A 19,699-nucleotide genomic window follows, 5' to 3' on the forward strand; every position below is an offset into this window, starting at 1 on the left:
ATTATTTAGACAAGGAAACCGCCTCCTAAAAGGTCGTTTCCTTCATAGAAAACAGCAGATTGACCAGGAGCAATTGCAGAAACGTTGTGATCAAATACCACGCGCATTCTGTCTTTCTCCTGAACGATGGTACTTAACATACCTGCATCTTTATAACGTATTTTGGTAATCACATTATCCATTGGTTCCAATATATTCTCATATTTGATCAGGTTAATGTTACGTACCATTGCTTCACGTCTTTCCAGCTCTTCAGCTCTTCCAAGCATTACTGTATTGCTTTCAGGAAGGATCTGGGTTACAAACATAGGCTCGCCAAAAGCGATACCTAAACCTTTACGCTGCCCGATAGTATAAAAAGGATAACCTTTATGCTGTCCGACAATCATTCCATCACTGGTGATGAAATTTCCACCTGCAACACGGTCTTCCAGATCTTCAACTTTATGTTTCAGGAAAGAACGGTAATCATTTTCAGGAACAAAACAGATCTCGTAACTCTCACTCTTTTTTGCCAGTTCTTCCTGTCCCATGTCCAATGCCATTTGTCTGATATCAGCTTTCGCGAAAGATCCCAATGGAAATTGTGTACGGGCAAGGTTTTCCTGAGAAACACCCCATAAAACATAAGACTGATCTTTATTCTCGTCCAGTCCTTTAGAAATTACATGTCTGCCGTTCTCATGTTGTCTGACATTTGCATAATGACCGGTAGCGATAAATTCACAGTCCAGTTTATTTGCACGTTTCAGCAATGCTTCCCACTTGATGTGGGTATTGCACAGTACACATGGGTTAGGCGTACGTCCTGCAAGATATTCGTCAACAAAATTATCAATTACATAGTCACCAAATTCTTCTCTGATGTCTAATATATAATGTGGAAATCCATAATTTACTGCTAATGTACGGGCATCATTGATGCTGTCAAGACTGCAGCAACCGGTTTCTTTACTATTACTTCCGGATGTTGCATAGTCCCAGGTCTTCATTGTTAAGCCAATTACTTCATACCCTTGTTCGTGTAACATTACTGCTGCTACCGAACTATCTACACCGCCACTCATGGCTACCAGAATTCTACCCCTTTTACTCATTGTATTTTAATATGAGACAAAAATAACTGATTTTAGTTAAAGATTTATTTTTTAAGAGGTCAGATCCTTGTAAAAAGACAAATGAAAATTAAGATTAAACGATATAGCATATACGTTACAGCACTTTATGAAATATATGTAATATATTAGGACTTTGAAAAAACAAACCAAAACAGACCAATTAATGAAGAAATTTCTATTTTACAGTGTTTTATTTATTCCTTTCTTCGCCAATGCGCAGCAAGATCTTGCTAAATACGTAAAACCAATTATCGGAACGCAAAAAATGGGGCACACTTATCCCGGTGCAGTAGTGCCTTTTGGCGCCGTGCAGTTAAGTCCGGAAACCGATACGCTTTCTTATGAGCTTAACGGCAAATATAACGGCGACGTTTATAAGTATTGTGCAGGTTACCGTTACGAAGACAAAACAATTGTTGGTTTTAGCCATACGCATTTCAGTGGCACAGGGCATTCAGACCTGGGTGACTTTCTGATTATGCCGACGCAAGGGAAATTACAATTAAACCCAGGTGTGGCTTCTGATCCGAAAAGCGGCTATCGTTCAGCATTTTCGCATAAGAACGAAGTCGCAGAAGCTGGTTATTACAAAGTTAAATTAGACGATGATCAGATTCTTGCTGAATTAACAGCTTCGAAAAGGGTAGGAATGCATCAGTATACTTTCCCTAAATCAGATCAGTCACATATTATTCTTGATCTGATGTCTGGAATTTATAACTATGATGACAAAAACGTATGGACTTATATACGTGTAGTGAATGATTCATTGGTAACTGGTTATCGCCAGACTAATGGCTGGGCAAGAACAAGAACAGTTTATTTTGCGATGTCATTTTCTAAACCTTTTGTAAAATACGGACAGAAAAACTATGACCGTAAACAAGCTTACAGAGGGTTCTGGGGCAAATTTGACCAGACAAAAAACTTTCCTGAAATTGCTGGTAAACAGATAAGAATGTATTTTGACTTTAAAACTGAAGATCAGGAAAAAGTGAAAATTAAATTTGCGCTTTCTCCGGTAAGTCAGGAAAATGCTTTAGAAAACATGCGTGCTGAGATACCAGGATGGGATTTTGAGCAGGTTAAAGCTCAGGCAAAAGCAGAATGGAATAAAGAGCTGAACAAGATTACTGTGAATACTTCTGAAGATGATAAAGTGAATTTTTATACCGCAATGTATCATGCGTTTATCAATCCAACGATTTATACAGATGTAAATGGTCAGTATAAAGGATTAGATCAGGGAGTTCATGAAGCGAAAGGTTTCACCAATTACACGACTTTCTCTTTATGGGATACTTATCGTGCTTTGCATCCTTTCTTTAACCTGATTCAGCCTTCAAGAAATAATGATATGGTTAAGTCAATGCTTGCGCATTATGACCAGAGTTCATTGAAGATGCTGCCAGTATGGTCACATTATGCAAATGATAACTGGTGTATGAGTGGCTATCACAGTGTTTCGGTAGTAACTGACGCAATTATTAAAGGTGTTTACAATGGCGATCCTGAGGCTGCTTTAGCGGCTTGTATAACAACTTCTAATCACAGGGATTATGAAGGGATAGGAGATTATATCGACAAAGGATTTATTCCTGCCGAAAAAAGCGGTGTTTCTATTTCAAATACCTTAGAGTATGCTTATGATGACTGGTGTATTGCTCAACTGGCTAAAAAACTGAATAAGCAGGATATTTACCAGGAATACATGAAGCGTTCCGGAAACTGGGAGAATAATTTTGATACTTCAACAGGATTTATGCGTGCTAAAATGGCTGATGGTACTTTCCAGAAAAAATTTGATGTCATGAGTACGCATGATCAGGGTTTTATTGAAGGAAATTCATGGAACTATAGTTTTTTTGTTCCTCAAAATCCTAAACTGCTGATTGAACGTATGGGAGGGAAGCAGAAATTTGCAAACAGGTTAGATACTTTATTTACTATGCATTTGCCAGATGAGTTTTTTGCCGAAACAGAAGATATTACCAGGGAAGGAATTGTAGGTGGATATGTTCATGGCAATGAGCCTGCACATCATGTGGCTTATTTGTATAACTGGGCAGATCAACCCTGGAAAACTCAATCAAGGGTCAGAATGATTTTAAAAATGCAATATAAGAATGCACCAGATGGTTTAGGTGGAAATGATGATTGCGGACAGATGAGTGCCTGGTATATGTTCTCTTCTTTAGGTTTTTACCCGGTAGCACCTGGTTCTGATGAATATTCATTAGGTAGCCCGGCTGTAAAGTCTGCAGTATTAAAATTAGAGAATGGTAAGACGTTTACTGTTGATGCAGTTAACCAGAGCGATAAAAATGTGTATGTACAAAAAGTTTTATTGAATGGTAAAGCGATTACAACACATACAATTAAACATGCTGATATTACTGACGGAGGAAAACTGACATTTTATATGGGCAGCAAACCTGCAAAATAAGGTTTGATGAATTGATTTGAACAGGGCAGGGTAATATTATCCTGCCCTGTTTTTGTTTGATGGCAACTGATTTCGAGAAGTCAGAAAATTAATCAGGTTGGAAAACAGTCTGTTGGATGTTTAAAGGCATTTTATTTTGATCTGGATTTGTATCCTAATATTTAATTTCTACCTTTGCAGTCCTTCAAAAAAGGAATTGATTCCGTAGCTCAGCTGGTAGAGCATTACACTTTTAATGTAGTGGTCCTGGGTTCGAATCCCAGCGGGATCACAAACAACAGTATCAAAAAGAACTAAAACCCTGCAAATCAAATATTTGCAGGGTTTTTGCTTTTACGGGATATATCAAAATATGCAATAAATCGCATATAAAATGAGCGTCATTAGGCGCGTTGTTCTTTATTTCATCAAACTCCCCTAATTTGTATTAATCGTCTGATATTCAACCAGTTCATAATCTGAATATCTTGTATACATAGAACTGCAAAGCTATTTTTGTTTAACCTTAATGTTATCATTATGAAAACTAATTTTAGCGTGCTTTTCTTTTTGAAGAAGCCAAAAAACTACACAAAAGGTGCTGTTTATTTTATCTTTTTAAGAATTACAGTGGATGGGGTTCGTGCGGAAATGTCTACAAGCAGGAATTGCGAGCCGGAACGATGGAATGCAAAAGCCGGGAAAGTCAACGGCACAAAGGAAGATGTTAAAACCCTGAATGCTTATCTGGAAAACATGAAAGCAGAGGTTTATGCAGCGCATACCCTGCTTAGTGCAGATGGAACCAAAATAACTGCTGATAGTGTTAAATGCAAATACTTAGGCAAAGAAGAAAACACACACACTATACTTGAGGCCATTAAAATCCACAACAAAAAAATGGAGGAATTGGTGGAAAAGGAAGATTATGCCGAAGGAACGCTAAAAAGATTTGAGATACTAGAAAGACATGTCAAAGATTACCTCTTATTTAAATATCAGAAAAGTGACCTTAACATCAGACATATAAACCATGAGTTTATAGATGACTTTGATTTCTACCTACATACCTCCAAGGACAACGGAACGAACACGGCAAGTAAGCACCTTAAAAATCTTGGAAAAATTGTACGTATCTGCATGAAAAATAAGTGGATCAGTAGCGACCCCTTCTTTGGCTACAAGCTGAAATCAAAAGGCGTTATACGGACTTACCTGACCAAAGAGGAACTGCAAAGGATTGCTGATAAAGTTTTTACTACCGCAAGACTGTCACAGGTAAGGGACTTTTTCCTGTTCAGTTGTTATACGGGGCTATCTTATGTTGATGTCCAAAAGCTTAGACTATCCGAGATACGTGCCGGGATTGACGGTGAAAGATGGCTATTCAGCTATAGAAAAAAGACAGGTACAAGGGTAGCAGTTCCTCTGTTGCCAGTTGCCAGGGAGATTCTGGACAGGTACAAAGATTACCCATTTTGTATCAACCATGATAGGGCGTTCCCAATTCCCAGCAATCAGAAGATGAACGAATACCTGACAGAAATTGCTGTCCTTTCAGACGTTGCCCAAACATTGGGCAACCGGATTGCAAAGCGCACCTTTGCCACAACTGTAACCCTGCTGAACGGAGTGCCGATTGAAAGCGTTTCCAAGATGATGGGACATACCAATATTCGTACAACACAGCTTTACGCCAAAATGCTCGATGAAAAAGTAGGTAAAGACATGGCTCCGCTAAGAGCAATGTTTGCAACGAGCCTTGAAGTGGATATAAAAGAAATGGAAGCAAAAATAACAGCGACATTGCCAAATTTGAACTTATCGCCAGAACAGTACCACAAAGCAATCTAATCGCCAATAGCGAACACGCCTAAAGAACAGTCTTTGGGCGTGTTTTCGTCCTGCAAGGGTTAGCATTCGGGTTCGCACCGCCCAAACTGAGAAGCAATAAAAATCAACGACTACTACTCCGTAAATGCCAAAAGCGGGAATAGCTACGGCCTTTGAGCGTAGGGATTCCGCAGGCCGCACCGTGCGGGGGGATTTAGCAGATGGTTTATTTTGAGTACTCACCAAAAATTATAAGTATGGCTATAAATTATCGGTAATATACTTTGTACGTTCTGCCAGCACAGCTTTTAGCCATCGCCTCATAATCTCCCTTCCACTTTTTACAGATTTAATCATATCCTCTGGGTTAATATCAAGGTTGTACCTGATTGCATCGTTAAATAAATTAAGATACTGACTCTCCAAATCTTCATCCACCTCATATTTAGATTCCTCTACATCCAAGAAATTGAGAAAACAGAAAGTCGCCCAACGGTTACTCCCGATAGGGTTACTGTAAAAGGAAGGAAAAGAAACCTGATCAATAAAGCTCTGTACAAAAACCTCCGGTTTGATTTGATATATACTGCAAAGTGTGTAAAAATCTTCCGGTAGGGTAATGTTAATTGCTGTTTCCATAATGGTATATTTAGTTTTGGGTGATAGCCTGATAGTGTAATAAGTAAAGACCTCTTAAAATATTTGCCCGTTCCCGTAGGTCACGAATGATATAGAGTTCAAGATGCAGCTCTTCCATTCTTTCATAAAAATCAAGTTCAGTATCAGTTAGGTCGAATATTTCCGTAGTATCTCTCCCAAAACCATCTGCAATATTCGAGAAAAAAGAGAAAGTATAATTATCATAGATAAGCTTCAGTCCTTTGTGGGCATGCGCATCAGCTACTGAAATTCTCCCCATAAAATATTCCAGAAATTCCTTTGGATAGCAATTATGAGCTTCACAGAGTACGCAAAAATCTTTGCTCAATTTGATAGCGGAATATTCATCAAGGTATAAGGTGTCTGAAATGGTATATACCCGTTCCATTGCCTCAAAAATCATGTTTACAAGGGGGCGAGTTTTCTTTCTTTTAACACTAGTCAAGCCTGCCTTTTTTGTGGCCAATACTTTAATGTTTGATAGACAGGATATGAGTAATGTTCTGCAATTCCTCATGGCTTTGCTTTGCACAGGCCGTTTCCTTTTTTCCCTTACATAAGAACCAATGGTTCTGGTGGCCTCTGAAAACCCTTCGTTGTAAAAATCACTCATAGTATCATACAGGGTTACATGGTCAACGAAAACCTGTAACACTTCTGCTATCTCAATTTTATATATCGCGCAGGCCACATTAAATTCTAAAGGGACTATGATTTGTTGATCGTTAATTCGTTTCATAAATCATATTTTAGGTTTTGTCATTTCAGAATAGACATAACAGGCATTGATCATTTCCAGGAACTGGGTGTAAAAGCACATCATATTTTTTGTTAGGTCTTCATCTGTATATGTTGCGGAATGATAAATCCAGCCTTTGTATAGTTCCCATAAATTGTCTCTTGTCTCATGGATGGGGAAGTCTGCAAAAAAATAAGACATCAATCTTAAAGGGTTTTCCATTTGTGAGGCTGTCAACCTAGCAGGCTGATAGTCCAATTGTTTTTTAATTTTCTTAATTTTCATCACAGGCGGATTTTAATAAAATTCTTTGAAATCTGCCGAATCACCGTTGCACAGCAGGTAATTCAGCGATAGGCTGGCATAATAACTGAGATATTTTTCACCCTGATGTGAACTACAACTGACCAGAAGAAACCCTTCTGTGACCTTGATTGCTACCCTTTGCTCTTTTTCTTTGGGCACGGTTACCGCCAGCAATAAGATACCGCCCTTATAAGAAACTATACGAACCTGATTTTCACGTTGTGGTAGCTTTAATGAGTCGTAATTCGCACAGCGATCAACTGTTTTGCGTAACAAGATTCTCGTTCCCTTTTTAAAGGGCAGCATAAAGAATTGTTTACCGTAAAACGGAACTTCTATATTCAGCTTATCCATGAATAACCTCACTTTCCTGTGGAATATTTCTATACAATACGGCCTCGTTTTCCAGCTTCTGAATTTTCTCTTTACACATGGTATTGGTCAGAGCGACAAAAGAAGTTACCTTATCATATAATTGTTGTGCGTCACTTTCATCCACAGAAAAATGGTCACCATAACGAGCCTCGGAATAGCTTTTGATCAAAATATCAAATAGCCTTTCATCCTCTGAGCTACCCGATAATAGCATTTGATAGGGTTTATCGGAGAAACACTTACAGAGATTCAAAAGGCGGTTTAAATTATGAATCTCGGAACGATAGGCCATATGTACCTTAATCAGTACAATGCAAGACTGCTCAATAACTTGATGGAGCATGAAGGTAGTGATGTTGAAATCTTGATTGGTCAAACATTCCGCTGCTCCCCGCAAGAAACCATTAGCCAATGGCATACGCTGTGCGAAATGTTTTTTAGCTTTTTTTGCTGATTGTGTTGGAATAAACCTCTGGGAAAAGTTGAATTGGGTCATACCGTCGTGACTGTATAAAAGCTGTCCGATAGTATATACGGTCATAAAAAACCTGTTGTTGGCTTTGATAGCCTCTGAGATTGATTCTTGACCATGGCAGAGTATTGTAACCACTCCACTTTTGAAATGGGTGTTTGCAAAATTCTGGACTTCATGGTCTATCCGGGTCGAGGTTTCGGTTACCACCAGCAAACAATACTGGCAATGGTGGCTGATATGCCGATTTATAAAACAGCCATCGGTTTCATTCAGGATACATTTTTTAGCAAAGCAGAAAACTTGAAGGGGCTGAAATTTTTGAGCGAGTGATTTGACAAATTCATTGAAATGATTTGCCTGCTCATCGGCTGATGAAAGAATGTGCATTTCCATATATTCTCATTTTAGTTAATAAACTGTTAAAATGAGTCTTGAGGTAAGCGGCACATAATAAATGTGGGGACTGCCTACCATGGTTGCTTAAAGTTTCTGACGCCTTACACTAACATGGAATTACAGCAGCCCCCACATCTATTTCAAAGCACAAATATAGTGCTTCTACACGTAGACGTGGGAATTTTCTGCTGTCTTGCGTTAGCGGCGTCAGAATGCAACTACAAGACTCTTAATAATAAGTATTTACCTTTATAACAAATATGCAAAATCAATTCTATAAAAACAATACATTGCACAATAGTAAATGATATATGTATGTCAATTTGTTCTTATGGCACAATTTGACAGAAAAATAATTGGTAAAAACATTAAGTCATTAAGGGAGGCATCTGGACTTTCACAACTTGATTTTTCGCACTTAGTTGACATATCAAGAAGAAGCATTGCGAATATCGAGGCTGGAACTGGAGGGAATAACCTGGATATGTTAGACAGAATCTTTTCATTTTTTAACATAAAAATAAGTGACACTTTAAAAAAAGAAATTCAGATACCCATAAATTTCAGAGAAACACTAATTTCTAATCATAAGAACAACAAACCTTTATTACTTCTTTTAGGTAAAAAGCCGAATATTACTTATGCAATTAAATACAAATTATTAAAAAGTGACTTCATTAATCTGCCTAAAGAGGTCAATGAGATTAAATTATTCTTTGAACAATACGGTTGGGTTTATTTAGGGACTTCTATATCAAACGCATTAAAAAGAGAACACGATAGAATACAGATAGGTGAGCATAAATTTAAAAAGAATACTTATGTCTATTCAAAAATAGACACCGATTCTAAATAGGATGATTAACATTGTCTTGTTTCTCAATTGACATACAAAAGCCTCTGTAACAAACAGAGGCTTCTTATTTACTGCAATTAAAGTTAGATCAAAAAAATATCAGATGTGCTTATCCATTAGCAGATAAACAAAGGTCATAAAAACCAAAGCCAGTAAACACAAGATTATTCTGATCAATACAAGCTCTAACGTATTCCACACTCCTAAGCTGTTCAGAGAAGAATAAAAAGCGATACTCATTTTTAATCGGCTTTGACCATTTTTCCATATTCTAGTTCATGCTTGCTAAACCGTTCTTTAGTGAAGCATTGACTTCGGACAAATCTGGTGTCTGAATGACAATGTGTTTGCCAACTACTATTATTGGAAAACAACGCACCAAACGAAGTTATTCTAACAAACCGCTGTATACCGAACGGTATGTACGGTGATGAGAGGAAGATAGCCATTATTTGGCTATCTTCCTACTCTATTCTTTGATTTATTCGGATACCGAATTACTTTTCACGGGTGTATTTCGTGTCAGAAGCACCTTTCATTGTTAGAACAAGTGTTGAATCAGTTAGGTCTTTAATTAATGTAGTATCAACATACGAACCAGTTGTTTTAACACCCTCTGTGTGATTCGACAACAACAATGTGTCGCCTTTTAATTTCCATTTTTCATAAATTAATGTGTGTATATTGATCGAACTTGCTGATCCATCAGAATTTAACTGAATACCCTGTTTGCTAGGTTCTTGTCCGGGAATCGGCTGAACCCATTTTCCGATTATTCTTTCGGCTAGAGCTGATCCGTTTTTTACTGTTGTTGAATCCCCCTGTTTTGGGTTAGCATTATTTTCATGATTCTGTTGGTTATTTTGGCAGGCAGTACCAAATAAGATCATGATTGCGGCTAAAGAGAAAAAAGATTTTTTCATATTTACTTTGGATGAGTTCATAGGGAGCAAGTTAACTCATCATTCTTTAGAATACGAATCATTGTGTAGTATTCTAAATTTAAATACTGCATAATGAATAGGAAATTGAAGCATATCCTGAAAGTATTGGCAATAATATTAACTGCTGCTTCGACAAATGAAGCCACCCCATTAATCAAAATCAGTATTAAAGAACAAAATTAAATTTTGAGAGCCCATTAGTAACGTTAGGTAACCAACCAAAAGCGGCAATTTTCAAATCGAAAATTGCCGCTTTTGGTTAAGATGGGCACTATTATGAAATTTTATTAGGCGGGTTCGAGGCTAAAACGAGTTATAATACAGCTCTTTCTTATTGACATGCAGTTAAATTTAGATCAAAAAATTATTGGATGTGCTTATCCATTAGCAGATAAGCAAAAATCAAAAAGACCAAACCGATAGATCCCAGGATTATTCTGGTCAATACGGCCCTAACGTATTCCACACTCCTAAGCTGCTCGGAAAAAAACAAAAAGCGATATTCTTTTTTGAGCGGCTTCGGCCATTTTTCCATACTCTGGTTCATAATGGCTAAACCATTCTTTAGTGTAGCATTGACTTCGGACAAATCCGGTGCAGGAGCTTGAATGACCATGTTGCTAATTTTTTTTTCAAAGTCAATTAGTAAGGCTTGGGTTTGCTCTTCCTTTGCCAAAAGTGCTTCTTTCATAGTAGAAAGTTCCTTTTCCAGCAGTTCCGTCTTTTTGATCAGGCTTTCTACCACTTCGTCTATAACTGTTTTTTCAGGTGTTTGTTGATTGCTCATATTAAGTTTCTCTCTTTAAATGTTGAGTTTAAAAATCATTAGTTCTCTTACCTTGTATTGGTGCGGGCTTGTCCCTTACGTTGCCTTTTACGGCCGTAAATAGCCTCATCATCAACGTCATCTGATATGTCAATTCCGGGATTTAGTGTGTCCAAATATTTGGTCTGCGGCTCGTGCTGCAAGTATTGCGTTTGCGGTTCCTGATTTAAATAATGGGTTTCATGTTCGGACTGCTGTATTACTTCCCTAAGCTGGTCGGCTAGATTCTTAGGATGTACCTTTCTTTCTTTTTGCTGCTGCTCTTGCTGCTCCTGCACACGGTCAGTTATTGTTTTACTTATTTTTCCATAGCTCATACTGCGGTCGATCTCCGATCCTTTAAATTGGTATTCGCCTTTACTAAAACTGATCCCCTGCACTTCCGCAGTTCCATTTTTATATTTATACAGCATACTGATACCCTGTTTAGCCAGTTGCTTTTGCAGCTCGTCCATGCTTTTAACTGTCGGTAGTATTGCTTTGATCTGATCGTGAATCTGATACTTTACCTTATCCGCTCCTTTAAGCCGCTGACGGTTTACCCTATCTTTGCCCTTTGCCATATGGAAACCGCACTTTAAGGTAAGCGCCTTGCTTACTTTTACATTGTTCCACCGCTGGTTAGCATCACTTATCGTTTTGCCCTCATTGTCTACCCGGTTGTAAACAATGTGCAAGTGATCGTGATTGGTATCGTGATGCCTGACCATTAGCACCTGCGTATCGGTAATCTTCATCTTTTTCAGGTACTCCTTGGCAATGCTCACCATCAGTTCATCGGTAAGTTTTGGACTGTCCTCAGGGCTCCAGTTTAGTGCAATATGGCCTACCGCTTGTCCTAATCCTGGGCGCATTTTCCGCTGCATGTTAAAGTCGGCAATCGTGTGTGCTACCTCACCTGTGCGCAGGCCATCCGCATCCAGTACAACTGCACCTTCTTTCAACATGCAGTATTCTACACAGCCTTTAAAGCTCTTGCCGGATTTAGGTATCTTTCCCATCATCGCTGTTCAGATATTTAAGGGTCTGATCGATTTCTGTTAACAGGAGGCCGCAACTAATCGCAATACTCATAATCCCATTGGTATGCGCACGCTTGGTCAGCTGGTTCAGGTTATTGGCCATGCCTGCCAGTAGGTGCAGGACACGACTGTCCTCGGCTGTTATTCTGGCTACAACCTTTGCTTTCAGGGCAGCCGCCCTGATCCAGTCGCTGACCCGCATGCCCGCCTGCCGAGCTTTGGATTCAATCAGGAAACGCTCTGTAGTGGTCAGCCGGACACGGATGCCGCTGGCTCGTTTGATCCTTTTTTGCGGTGCGCCGCCCTTATGTTTGGGGCGGTCACCTGTCTGATTGATCTGATCTTTCAGACCGCTTTTTGATAATGTACTGGTCATAGTTTCTCACGTATTAAAATGACTTATCGGCTCTTAATTCTGCGCTTTGCACCTTCATGCGACCATCGGGAGCTTGAAGCAAGTTGTCCCCTTGCCGCAGGCTTGGGGGAGTTTTTGTGTAACAAAAACACAAACTTGCTTCCTACAAACCGCATAAGTTTGGCGTGCTGAAAGCTTCGCCTTACTTCCTGCGGTTTCCATTACCCGGATAGCTCCTGAAAGGAGCGTCCGAGTAAAAAACTACGCCGGGTTCCCCGGCACCTTTTCATTGGTCTGGTAGTCGCTCTGGTCGGAGCGGCCACCAGACCAGACTTCCCTTTAGTGGATGGTAGGAAGGCTGGTAACGGATGTATCCAAATTCATCCAGTTCACGAATGCACTTGTGATAGGTCGCTATAGATGCAATCCTGGAAAAAGCCATCAGCTTTTTGCGAGTGACAGCAAATGGATTTTTAAAACCGCTTTGCTGCCAGCAGACAAATAGTGCGGTAAATAGGCTGATATGGGTGGCAAGCATTCTGCCATCCGACCCCATACGCCTGACCCATTTACCATAATCAGCTGCCTTACTTTGGATACCTGTTTCTGTCATGGCTGACCTCCCTCTAATAGTTTGGTGATGTCTTCTAATTTATAATACATCATCCCGCCGATCTTTGTGTAACGTAATGTTCCGTTAATGCGCAGGTTTTGTAATGTACCCGGTGAAATATTCAGCATCTTGCGTACTTCTGCGCTTTTAAGCCATTCTTTGGCCTTTTCTTGTGGTTTGACAATGGTTTTAATCTCATTCAGCAGCTCAGTCTTAAACTGCCTTAAATCGTCCTTGGTGATGATTTCTACTTGCATCTTATTCTCCTTTATTTGATGATTGCATATGCTTCCTTATGAGTGGTAGGTATCTGATATTTCCCTATTAAATAGCTATATAACTATTCAGATATACAGCCTATTAGCTATATGACTATTTAAAGATATATAGCCTATTGCTTATGTACTGTCAGCAGTTTGCCGTCGCATAATTTCCAGTACTTTGCTACGCTCGAAAAACACTCGTTTATGTAGCCGCAAAAAGGGCAACCCTTTTTTCATCCAGTCTGTTAGGGTGACAAGAGAAACGCCAAGTTCGGCAGCTAGTTCCTGTTTGGACAATAGCTGTTCTTCCTGTGGCAGTTGATTGCCGCCCGTTCTGAAATGTTGTTGAAGTTCTGCCCTTACCGCATCACGGATGCACTTGCTAAGGGCTTGTTCGTTGATAATTTCCATAGCCTTTGAATTTGGCTCAAAGAAATGCTATGGAACTCATGATTATTAACCACGGGATTTCTTGTGGTTAAATTAAAGGGGGATTTGATAAGTTGATGTTACTTTCAAATAACTGAAAGATAAGTTACTATTAAATAAGACAAAGTAAACTTATACAATGGTAATTCGCTACATTCAACTACGCTTTTTTGCGGGATTGATCTTGAAAAGCTTGTCCTTATCGGCAATCTCTTTGTATTTGTTGCCAAGGTTTTTCTTATCGGTCGGGAAATAGCGATGTATTGTGTAAAAATTGATCTCTTCATGATCCTCCCGGAAGAACTTGCAGATCATCCTTCGCCAGATGATCTGATCCGCTGGATACAATAGTTCAAAACCGTCAGGTAATTTGATTTCCTGTAGCTGGTGCATAATATCATATAAGGTATGTGACCGACCTGCCCTGATATTGATATAGCCATCCTTTTCCAGTACGGTCGCTTTTTTTAGTTCTTCTTTTAACCTGGCAATCTCTGATTGCTGCTTCCTGATTTCCGCATGCTGATCAGCAATAATTTCGGGCAAGGTCTTTTGGGTATGCCACCGATCAATGGAACGAAGATACTTTTGAAAGTGCAGCAACTTTTCCAATATCTCCATATCCAGCGCATGACTTGAATTAAAAGGGTTTTTATGGTCAATAAAGTTGATACGTCTTAGCACGATCTGCCACACAAACGTGAAAAATTCCTGTTCGCCCTGTGGCTCCTTTCCTAAAAAGTAGATTAGGTGATAATGGTAATATGCACCATATTCCAGATCGGGCAGAGTAAATAGTTTTTTAATGAAAAGGTTGTCCTCGAAGCCGGTCTTTAGCCCGGTAAAAATTCCGATATCATAACGATGTGGGTTGAGATCAAAAGGTTCGTGTGGTTTGAAATATTTGTTGGCCATGGCTTCGGGTTTTAGTTCTTCTGATCGACATAATTTAGGAAATCAATTGTGCAAGTCTTTTTAAACATAATGAGTATTCCGGTTTCCCGTAAAAAAAACAGAATACATACTAATACATTTGAACGTAATAAATGAAATAAGGTATAAAATTGTAAAATTAAATTAACTTTAAAAAGTTTAACAATATCTTAAATTGCACCAATTAAACATTATAAATGAAAAAATTAACGCTTATTATTTTGTTCATTTTTAGCTGTTTGACAAGTTTCAGTCAATCTATTCCTTTAATTCACAAATGAAAAGAACGATCTCAATGCCTCATGGCTCTTGTAATTATCGTGCCTCAGTACCAGGTGTAATTCCAAACATAGGTACAGAAAACATGCAAGGTAATCATACCTATACTTGGCAACTCTATATAACTACAGAAAGAAAAAAGTAATGTTCATAAATCCAATTGAAATTTTAGGTTTACAAAATATTGAGGCTAGTACGCTTGATGTTAGCCAAATAAAAAAGGCCAAACGAAAACTTTTTGCAGATATTGATTTATCAGATGATGGTATCCTTGAATATTTGGGGCTCCAAATAACAAAAACAGACTGTGAAAAGGCAATTGACGAATTAGAAAGTAAGGAGATAATGGAATTTTACTGCTATTTATCAGTCAATAAAAAGTTAAATGATTTTTTGGTAAATGGGAATGAGAACATTTTTCAAAACTTTAAGCAGGAAGGCATTTTCATGCTTGATGAATTTATAAATTTCATTAACCCTTATTTTTCAGCAAGATTTGACCGAAGCCTTGTAAAAGCTTTTAGGAATAGGGACGAAGTTTTTTTAAACACAATTCTGAGAACCCAGCCACTCATTAATTCAATTAATTTAAATGGTGCATTTAAAAGCTTAAGTACTGAAATTGAAAGTAGAATAGTTGAAATACAAAAAATAACCAGATTAATTAAGAATGCAGAATCAACTTATACCAATAAGAATATTGAATCAGTCATTTTAACTGTTGAAACTGTTTTTCCAACAAACATACTAAATTTATTACCATCCTACTTTCAAAGTCAGATTAATAAGATAGCTGATACTTTAAATTTTTTATCCATAGCAGTTTGGGAGGAATTAGATTCAGCAAAAACCGCTATGCAATTATTGGAACTTACCCTAAGTTTAAACACTGAAAGTCTCAGTAAGCCCACTTTTGAAAAGAACTATAGCATTATTAAGCTCAGACATAAAGAACAAGTCGAGCAGGAATTAAATGCACCAACATTAAAGAAATGGGCTGTTATGTTATTAGAAATTCAGCAATTTATTCCTTTAGTTGAAAGTAAGGAACTGGATGCAGGGATTGCGAACACTAAAGTTGTTAATCTTTTTAGCGTTCCTGAATTAAATGATTTGCCAACGTTTGCAAATGAAATAAGACTTCAACTCGGATATGCAATAGGAAGCCTTTCGATAGCTTGTTGGAATAAACAAAGTGACATAAAGGCATCGTTGAATTTAATTAACCACGCTTTACAAATCAAACTCCCTGATAGTGCAAAGACTAAATTCGAAGAAGATAAAGCTGAACTTATAGAATTAGATAAGAAGTATAAAGGCATTCTCATTTGTTATTTTTGCGACAAAAATCCACCATATGAACCTAGTCGTTTTATAAAAACAATTTATAAAGAAACTTATCGTACTTATTTACCAAGAAAAGTTGAATTTTCTATATCTGAAGTGACCATTCCTAGATGTAAAAGTTGTAAGGAAATCCATTCAAAAGGACATAATAAATATATTTTGATTATGTTCTGCTGCATGGTTATAGGGGCAATAGCCGGAGCTTTTAAAGATGAACACTATATATGGGGTGGGATTATTGGATTAGTTGTAGGATGGTTTGCAGGTAAATCAATTGCGAGTGAGCAAATCAAGCAAAATGGAATAAAAGACATATCGGAATCGACACTCAAAAGTCATCCACTACTATTTGACCGCGTAAAAGCGGGATGGGGATTCTCAAAACCAACTGCATAAATAAACAAGCTATGAATGAAAGTGTAAAAGTACCTAAGATCTATCTGGATATATTAGACCAAGTTTTTGAAATTGAAAAGAAAGTTGAAGGTTTAACGGAATCAAATTCTATTGGAAGGAATATATCTCGTCTAAAAGAAACCTTTGAGAACTTAGAGGTAGATGGCGGATTAATTTATCATAATCCTATAGGTGAAGCATATAGTGATACAAGAACAGACCTTGAAGCAAGCATAGCAGGGAACTCAGCAGAAAATCTTGTAGTTACAGAAGTAATTAAACCTATTATTCGTTATCGCAAAGGTGGTGTTAATCTTATTGTGAGAAAAGGTGTAGTAGTTGCAGAATCTAAATAAAACGAAATTTTAAAATTTAAAAATGGATAGCACAATAAATTTTGGCATTGACCTAGGAACTACAAATTCTGCTATTGCAAAATTTGTAAAGGGAGAGGTAATAGTATTTACAAACCCACAAGACTATGGTAGAAGTACATTACCCTCGGTTGTCTCATATAAAAAAGATAAAATAACTGTTGGTAGTAAAGCTAAAGAATTTCTGGAAAAAGATCCTAAAAGTGTTGTTGGTGTCTTTAAGAGGAAAATGGGGACAACTGAAAGCTTTAAGATAAAAGCGATAAATGAATCCAGGACTCCTGTAGAACTATCTGCCCAAGTTTTAAAAGAGTTGAAAACATTTGTAAATACTGGCGAATCAATAGAATCTGTTGTTTTAACTATTCCGGCATCATTTGATTTAATACAATCAAACGCTACTAAGGAAGCTGGATATCAGGCAGGATTTAAACAAGTAGTTTTATTGCAGGAACCAATTGCTGCCAGTTTAGCCTACGCTAATATGAAAAAGTCTTCTGAAATGTCCGATGGACAGTGGCTTGTTTATGACTTGGGTGGTGGAACATTTGATGTTGCCCTTATCAAAATTAAAGATGGCGAAATGAAAGTCGTAGATCATGAAGGAGATAATTTTCTTGGTGGCGCTGACTTCGATACTATGCTTGTCGAAAAGTTTCTAATTCCAAAATTGAATGAAAAGTATACATTTAATAATTTAGAAGACGATTTGAAAAGTGCATCGGGTAAACACAATGCAAAATATTACATTTTACTTCGAAGAGCCGAAGAAGCTAAAATTTTATTATCCGCAAAATCAGCTGCGGAGGTCGTGATCGATGGCTTTGAAGACGACCAAGGAAATGAAGTCGATTTGGAAATTACAATTACTCGATCGGAGTTTAACGAAATGATTAGAGCTTCAGTTGATGGCACAATTGAGATGATAAAAGAGATTTTGACAAGACATTCTCTAAGATCAATTGACTTACAATATATACTAATGGTAGGTGGCTCAACCTATATTCCATATGTTAGGCAGCGAGTTGAGGAAATTTTACAAGTTCCTGCAAATTGTGAAATTGATCCGACTACTGCTGTAGCAGTTGGGGCAGCATACTACGCCGCTACCAAACAAAGGGAAGTATCCAAAGAGGATAAACCTAAAAAACAATCTGCAATCTCGATTAAAGCATCATATAATAAGGCCTCAAAAGAAAAAGATGAATTGTTTGCTGCAAGGATTACTGGCAACACTGATGAATTATTCTATAAAATAGTTAGACAAGATGGCGGTTTTGACTCTGGTCTTAAAAAACTTTCAACTCGAATAAATGAAGATTTACCTTTAGTTGATAACTCCTATAATTTTTTCACACTTACAGTTTATGATTCTCAAAATAATGTTATTGAGACCGATATGGAAGCGATTGGGATTAATAGTGGTTTTGGAATTAGTGGACAACCTTTGCCAGAAGACATCTGTATAGAAGTTGATGACTATGACAATCCTGGATTAACAAGATTACTTCTGGTATTTCAAAGAAATACTGTACTTCCAACTAAAAGGACATTACCCTTCCCCCTAAATAAGACTATTTTGAAAGGCAGTGATGATGAAGTTATCCGCATAAATGTTTTACAAGGTTCGCACATGTCATTACCAGAGGCAAACAAAAGCCTTGGATATATTACAATAATTGGAAAACAATTAAAGAGGGATGTTTCAAAAGGTTCAGATATTGAAATAACGGTAACGCTTTCTGAGTCTCAAGACCTCACAGTTTCAGCATATTTGAATATGGCTGATCAGGAATTTAAAGAGACATTCAATCCAAAAGAAAGACATACGCCAATTGATTTATTGAAAGAACAAGTAATTGATTTATCTGAAAAACTTGATGAAGAGATCGACCAGGCCTCTGAAAGTGAAGATTACGAAACGGCAGGTACATTAAATAAGTTGAAATTGGAATTGGATAATGTATCCGATGCTACTGAAAGTTTAACAATAGATGATGTAACTGATAAACGTTATCAATTAGAAGACAAGAAAAGAAAAATTGCCCAAGAGATTGATTCAGCAACAAAACACAAAAGGATAAAAAAGGTAAAAGATCATTATTTTGAGACAAAGGATGAATGTGAAAAGCTTTTGGACGAATCTGGAAACGATCATGAAAGAAAAACCTTCAATGATATCGTAGGTCAGGAACAAGCCTTCTTTGCAACAAACAGCCCTATTAAAATTCAAGAAAAATCCGATGAATTATCAAGTATAGTTCATAAGATTAACTGGAGAACTCCTGAATTTTTGACAGGCATATTCAATTGGTTAAGAAACGACCAACCTAAAATGAATAACCAAGTTCAGTCGAAAAGTCTTATTGACGCCGGAAAATTTGCCATAGAAAGTCAAAATTGGGACAGGCTAAAAGAAATAAATTTTGGCCTTATTGACTTATTACCAAAAGATTCAAAGCAACAATTGTCAACTAAAATTGGATTTGGAATTTAGCGTTTTGTATATTCCAGATGTTAGAACTAATTCTTAAATAATTTTGACATTATTTAAGAATTAGTTAACTTTAGACATAGCATTTGCAGCTAAAATATATTAAAAAAAAGGTGCGTTATTCGGGGAGTCGAATTTCAAAACCATCCACATACTGTCTAAACGTTGATTTTTGCACTAGGTGCGAATCCCAGCGGGATCACGAAAACCTCAATGAAAATTGAGGTTTTTTGCGTTAAAA

General features: G+C 37.5%; 18 protein-coding genes and 1 tRNA gene. 7 read left to right on the forward strand and 12 right to left on the reverse strand.

Translation table 11 applies throughout. The annotated features are described in order from the left end of the window. Positions 1-5: 5 nt before the first annotated feature. Positions 6-1,097, reverse strand: coding sequence for a tRNA 2-thiouridine(34) synthase MnmA (gene mnmA, locus HDE68_RS24520; RefSeq protein ID WP_183885018.1), 1,092 nt, complete (start codon positions 1,095-1,097; stop codon positions 6-8). Between the two features lie 184 nt (positions 1,098-1,281). Here mnmA and HDE68_RS24525 point away from each other — a divergent pair, with 184 nt between their 5' ends. The 3 genes from HDE68_RS24525 (at position 1,282) to HDE68_RS24535 (ending at position 5,397) form a co-directional block, all read left to right on the forward strand. Continuing rightward, complete coding sequence (locus HDE68_RS24525; RefSeq protein WP_183885020.1) at positions 1,282-3,564, forward strand: GH92 family glycosyl hydrolase; 2,283 nt, start codon at positions 1,282-1,284, stop codon at positions 3,562-3,564. A gap of 198 nt (positions 3,565-3,762) precedes the next feature. Beyond that, positions 3,763-3,835, forward strand: a tRNA-Lys gene (locus HDE68_RS24530). A 248-nt stretch (positions 3,836-4,083) separates the two neighbouring features. Beyond that, positions 4,084-5,397 carry a site-specific integrase gene (locus tag HDE68_RS24535; protein WP_183885022.1) on the forward strand — a complete coding sequence of 438 codons (1,314 nt, stop codon included), beginning with the start codon at positions 4,084-4,086 and terminating at the stop codon, positions 5,395-5,397. Between the two features lie 240 nt (positions 5,398-5,637). Here HDE68_RS24535 and HDE68_RS24540 read toward each other — a convergent pair whose 3' ends face one another. The 4 genes from HDE68_RS24540 to HDE68_RS24555 all read right to left on the reverse strand — a co-directional run bounded on the left by HDE68_RS24540 (position 5,638) and on the right by HDE68_RS24555 (position 8,324). Beyond that, on the reverse strand, positions 5,638-6,015 hold the full coding sequence (locus HDE68_RS24540; protein WP_183885024.1) for a hypothetical protein: 378 nt from the start codon (positions 6,013-6,015) through the stop codon (positions 5,638-5,640). A 10-nt stretch (positions 6,016-6,025) separates the two neighbouring features. Further along, entirely contained in the window at positions 6,026-6,775 is a 750-nt protein-coding gene (locus tag HDE68_RS24545; protein WP_183885026.1) for a hypothetical protein, read from the reverse strand. A gap of 297 nt (positions 6,776-7,072) precedes the next feature. Continuing rightward, positions 7,073-7,435 (reverse strand): hypothetical protein, encoded by a 363-nt coding sequence (locus HDE68_RS24550; protein WP_183885028.1) that lies wholly within the window; start codon positions 7,433-7,435, stop codon positions 7,073-7,075. Then, positions 7,428-8,324, reverse strand: coding sequence for a HEPN domain-containing protein (locus HDE68_RS24555; RefSeq protein WP_183885030.1), 897 nt, complete (start codon positions 8,322-8,324; stop codon positions 7,428-7,430). Before HDE68_RS24555 ends, HDE68_RS24550 begins: the two co-directional genes overlap by 8 nt. Before the next feature lie 334 nt (positions 8,325-8,658). Here HDE68_RS24555 and HDE68_RS24560 point away from each other — a divergent pair, with 334 nt between their 5' ends. Next, the gene (locus HDE68_RS24560; protein WP_183885032.1) at positions 8,659-9,183 is read left to right on the forward strand and encodes a helix-turn-helix domain-containing protein; all 525 of its coding nucleotides are present in this window, start codon (positions 8,659-8,661) and stop codon (positions 9,181-9,183) included. Between the two features lie 497 nt (positions 9,184-9,680). Here HDE68_RS24560 and HDE68_RS24565 read toward each other — a convergent pair whose 3' ends face one another. The 7 genes from HDE68_RS24565 to HDE68_RS24595 form a co-directional block, all read right to left on the reverse strand. Then, a complete protein-coding gene (locus HDE68_RS24565; protein WP_183885034.1) occupies positions 9,681-10,127 on the reverse strand; it encodes a lipocalin family protein in 447 nt (148 codons plus the stop codon). Between the two features lie 364 nt (positions 10,128-10,491). Beyond that, positions 10,492-10,914, reverse strand: a complete 423-nt coding sequence (locus HDE68_RS24570; protein ID WP_183885036.1) for a hypothetical protein — start codon at positions 10,912-10,914, stop codon at positions 10,492-10,494. A 47-nt stretch (positions 10,915-10,961) separates the two neighbouring features. After that, positions 10,962-11,957 carry a relaxase/mobilization nuclease domain-containing protein gene (locus HDE68_RS24575; protein ID WP_183885038.1) on the reverse strand — a complete coding sequence of 332 codons (996 nt, stop codon included), beginning with the start codon at positions 11,955-11,957 and terminating at the stop codon, positions 10,962-10,964. Beyond that, positions 11,938-12,351: a plasmid mobilization protein gene (locus tag HDE68_RS24580; protein WP_183885040.1), complete on the reverse strand. Its 414-nt coding sequence runs from the start codon at positions 12,349-12,351 to the stop codon at positions 11,938-11,940. Before HDE68_RS24580 ends, HDE68_RS24575 begins: the two co-directional genes overlap by 20 nt. A 588-nt stretch (positions 12,352-12,939) precedes the next feature. After that, positions 12,940-13,200 (reverse strand): helix-turn-helix domain-containing protein, encoded by a 261-nt coding sequence (locus HDE68_RS24585; RefSeq protein ID WP_183885042.1) that lies wholly within the window; start codon positions 13,198-13,200, stop codon positions 12,940-12,942. Between the two features lie 141 nt (positions 13,201-13,341). Continuing rightward, the gene (locus tag HDE68_RS24590) at positions 13,342-13,617 is read right to left on the reverse strand and encodes a helix-turn-helix transcriptional regulator (RefSeq protein WP_183885044.1); all 276 of its coding nucleotides are present in this window, start codon (positions 13,615-13,617) and stop codon (positions 13,342-13,344) included. 174 nt (positions 13,618-13,791) lie between these two features. Then, positions 13,792-14,550, reverse strand: coding sequence for a hypothetical protein (locus tag HDE68_RS24595; protein WP_183885046.1), 759 nt, complete (start codon positions 14,548-14,550; stop codon positions 13,792-13,794). 405 nt (positions 14,551-14,955) lie between these two features. On the opposite strand from HDE68_RS24595, the gene HDE68_RS24600 reads away from it, so the two are divergent. The 3 genes from HDE68_RS24600 to HDE68_RS24610 are packed head-to-tail and all read left to right on the forward strand — an operon-like array spanning position 14,956 to position 19,461. Beyond that, positions 14,956-16,590: a hypothetical protein gene (locus HDE68_RS24600; RefSeq protein ID WP_183885048.1), complete on the forward strand. Its 1,635-nt coding sequence runs from the start codon at positions 14,956-14,958 to the stop codon at positions 16,588-16,590. Positions 16,591-16,601: 11 nt separating this feature from the next. Next, positions 16,602-16,946 (forward strand): hypothetical protein, encoded by a 345-nt coding sequence (locus HDE68_RS24605; protein ID WP_183885050.1) that lies wholly within the window; start codon positions 16,602-16,604, stop codon positions 16,944-16,946. A gap of 22 nt (positions 16,947-16,968) precedes the next feature. Continuing rightward, positions 16,969-19,461 (forward strand): Hsp70 family protein, encoded by a 2,493-nt coding sequence (locus HDE68_RS24610; protein ID WP_183885052.1) that lies wholly within the window; start codon positions 16,969-16,971, stop codon positions 19,459-19,461. Positions 19,462-19,699: the final 238 nt, after the last annotated feature.

The sequence above is a fragment of the Pedobacter cryoconitis genome (genome assembly GCF_014200605.1).
Lineage (GTDB): Bacteria > Bacteroidota > Bacteroidia > Sphingobacteriales > Sphingobacteriaceae > Pedobacter > Pedobacter cryoconitis_B.

What these genes read in the sequence shown, in the direction of transcription:
- mnmA (WP_183885018.1), bottom strand. Translation starts at nt 1,097, where the DNA reads ATGAGTAAAAGGGGTAGAATTCTGGTAGCCATGAGTGGCGGTGTAGAT.
- HDE68_RS24525 (WP_183885020.1), top strand. Translation starts at nt 1,282, where the DNA reads ATGAAGAAATTTCTATTTTACAGTGTTTTATTTATTCCTTTCTTCGCC.
- HDE68_RS24535 (WP_183885022.1), top strand. Translation starts at nt 4,084, where the DNA reads ATGAAAACTAATTTTAGCGTGCTTTTCTTTTTGAAGAAGCCAAAAAAC.
- HDE68_RS24540 (WP_183885024.1), bottom strand. Translation starts at nt 6,015, where the DNA reads ATGGAAACAGCAATTAACATTACCCTACCGGAAGATTTTTACACACTT.
- HDE68_RS24545 (WP_183885026.1), bottom strand. Translation starts at nt 6,775, where the DNA reads ATGAAACGAATTAACGATCAACAAATCATAGTCCCTTTAGAATTTAAT.
- HDE68_RS24550 (WP_183885028.1), bottom strand. Translation starts at nt 7,435, where the DNA reads ATGGATAAGCTGAATATAGAAGTTCCGTTTTACGGTAAACAATTCTTT.
- HDE68_RS24555 (WP_183885030.1), bottom strand. Translation starts at nt 8,324, where the DNA reads ATGGAAATGCACATTCTTTCATCAGCCGATGAGCAGGCAAATCATTTC.
- HDE68_RS24560 (WP_183885032.1), top strand. Translation starts at nt 8,659, where the DNA reads ATGGCACAATTTGACAGAAAAATAATTGGTAAAAACATTAAGTCATTA.
- HDE68_RS24565 (WP_183885034.1), bottom strand. Translation starts at nt 10,127, where the DNA reads ATGAACTCATCCAAAGTAAATATGAAAAAATCTTTTTTCTCTTTAGCC.
- HDE68_RS24570 (WP_183885036.1), bottom strand. Translation starts at nt 10,914, where the DNA reads ATGAGCAATCAACAAACACCTGAAAAAACAGTTATAGACGAAGTGGTA.
- HDE68_RS24575 (WP_183885038.1), bottom strand. Translation starts at nt 11,957, where the DNA reads ATGATGGGAAAGATACCTAAATCCGGCAAGAGCTTTAAAGGCTGTGTA.
- HDE68_RS24580 (WP_183885040.1), bottom strand. Translation starts at nt 12,351, where the DNA reads ATGACCAGTACATTATCAAAAAGCGGTCTGAAAGATCAGATCAATCAG.
- HDE68_RS24585 (WP_183885042.1), bottom strand. Translation starts at nt 13,200, where the DNA reads ATGCAAGTAGAAATCATCACCAAGGACGATTTAAGGCAGTTTAAGACT.
- HDE68_RS24590 (WP_183885044.1), bottom strand. Translation starts at nt 13,617, where the DNA reads ATGGAAATTATCAACGAACAAGCCCTTAGCAAGTGCATCCGTGATGCG.
- HDE68_RS24595 (WP_183885046.1), bottom strand. Translation starts at nt 14,550, where the DNA reads ATGGCCAACAAATATTTCAAACCACACGAACCTTTTGATCTCAACCCA.
- HDE68_RS24605 (WP_183885050.1), top strand. Translation starts at nt 16,602, where the DNA reads ATGAATGAAAGTGTAAAAGTACCTAAGATCTATCTGGATATATTAGAC.
- HDE68_RS24610 (WP_183885052.1), top strand. Translation starts at nt 16,969, where the DNA reads ATGGATAGCACAATAAATTTTGGCATTGACCTAGGAACTACAAATTCT.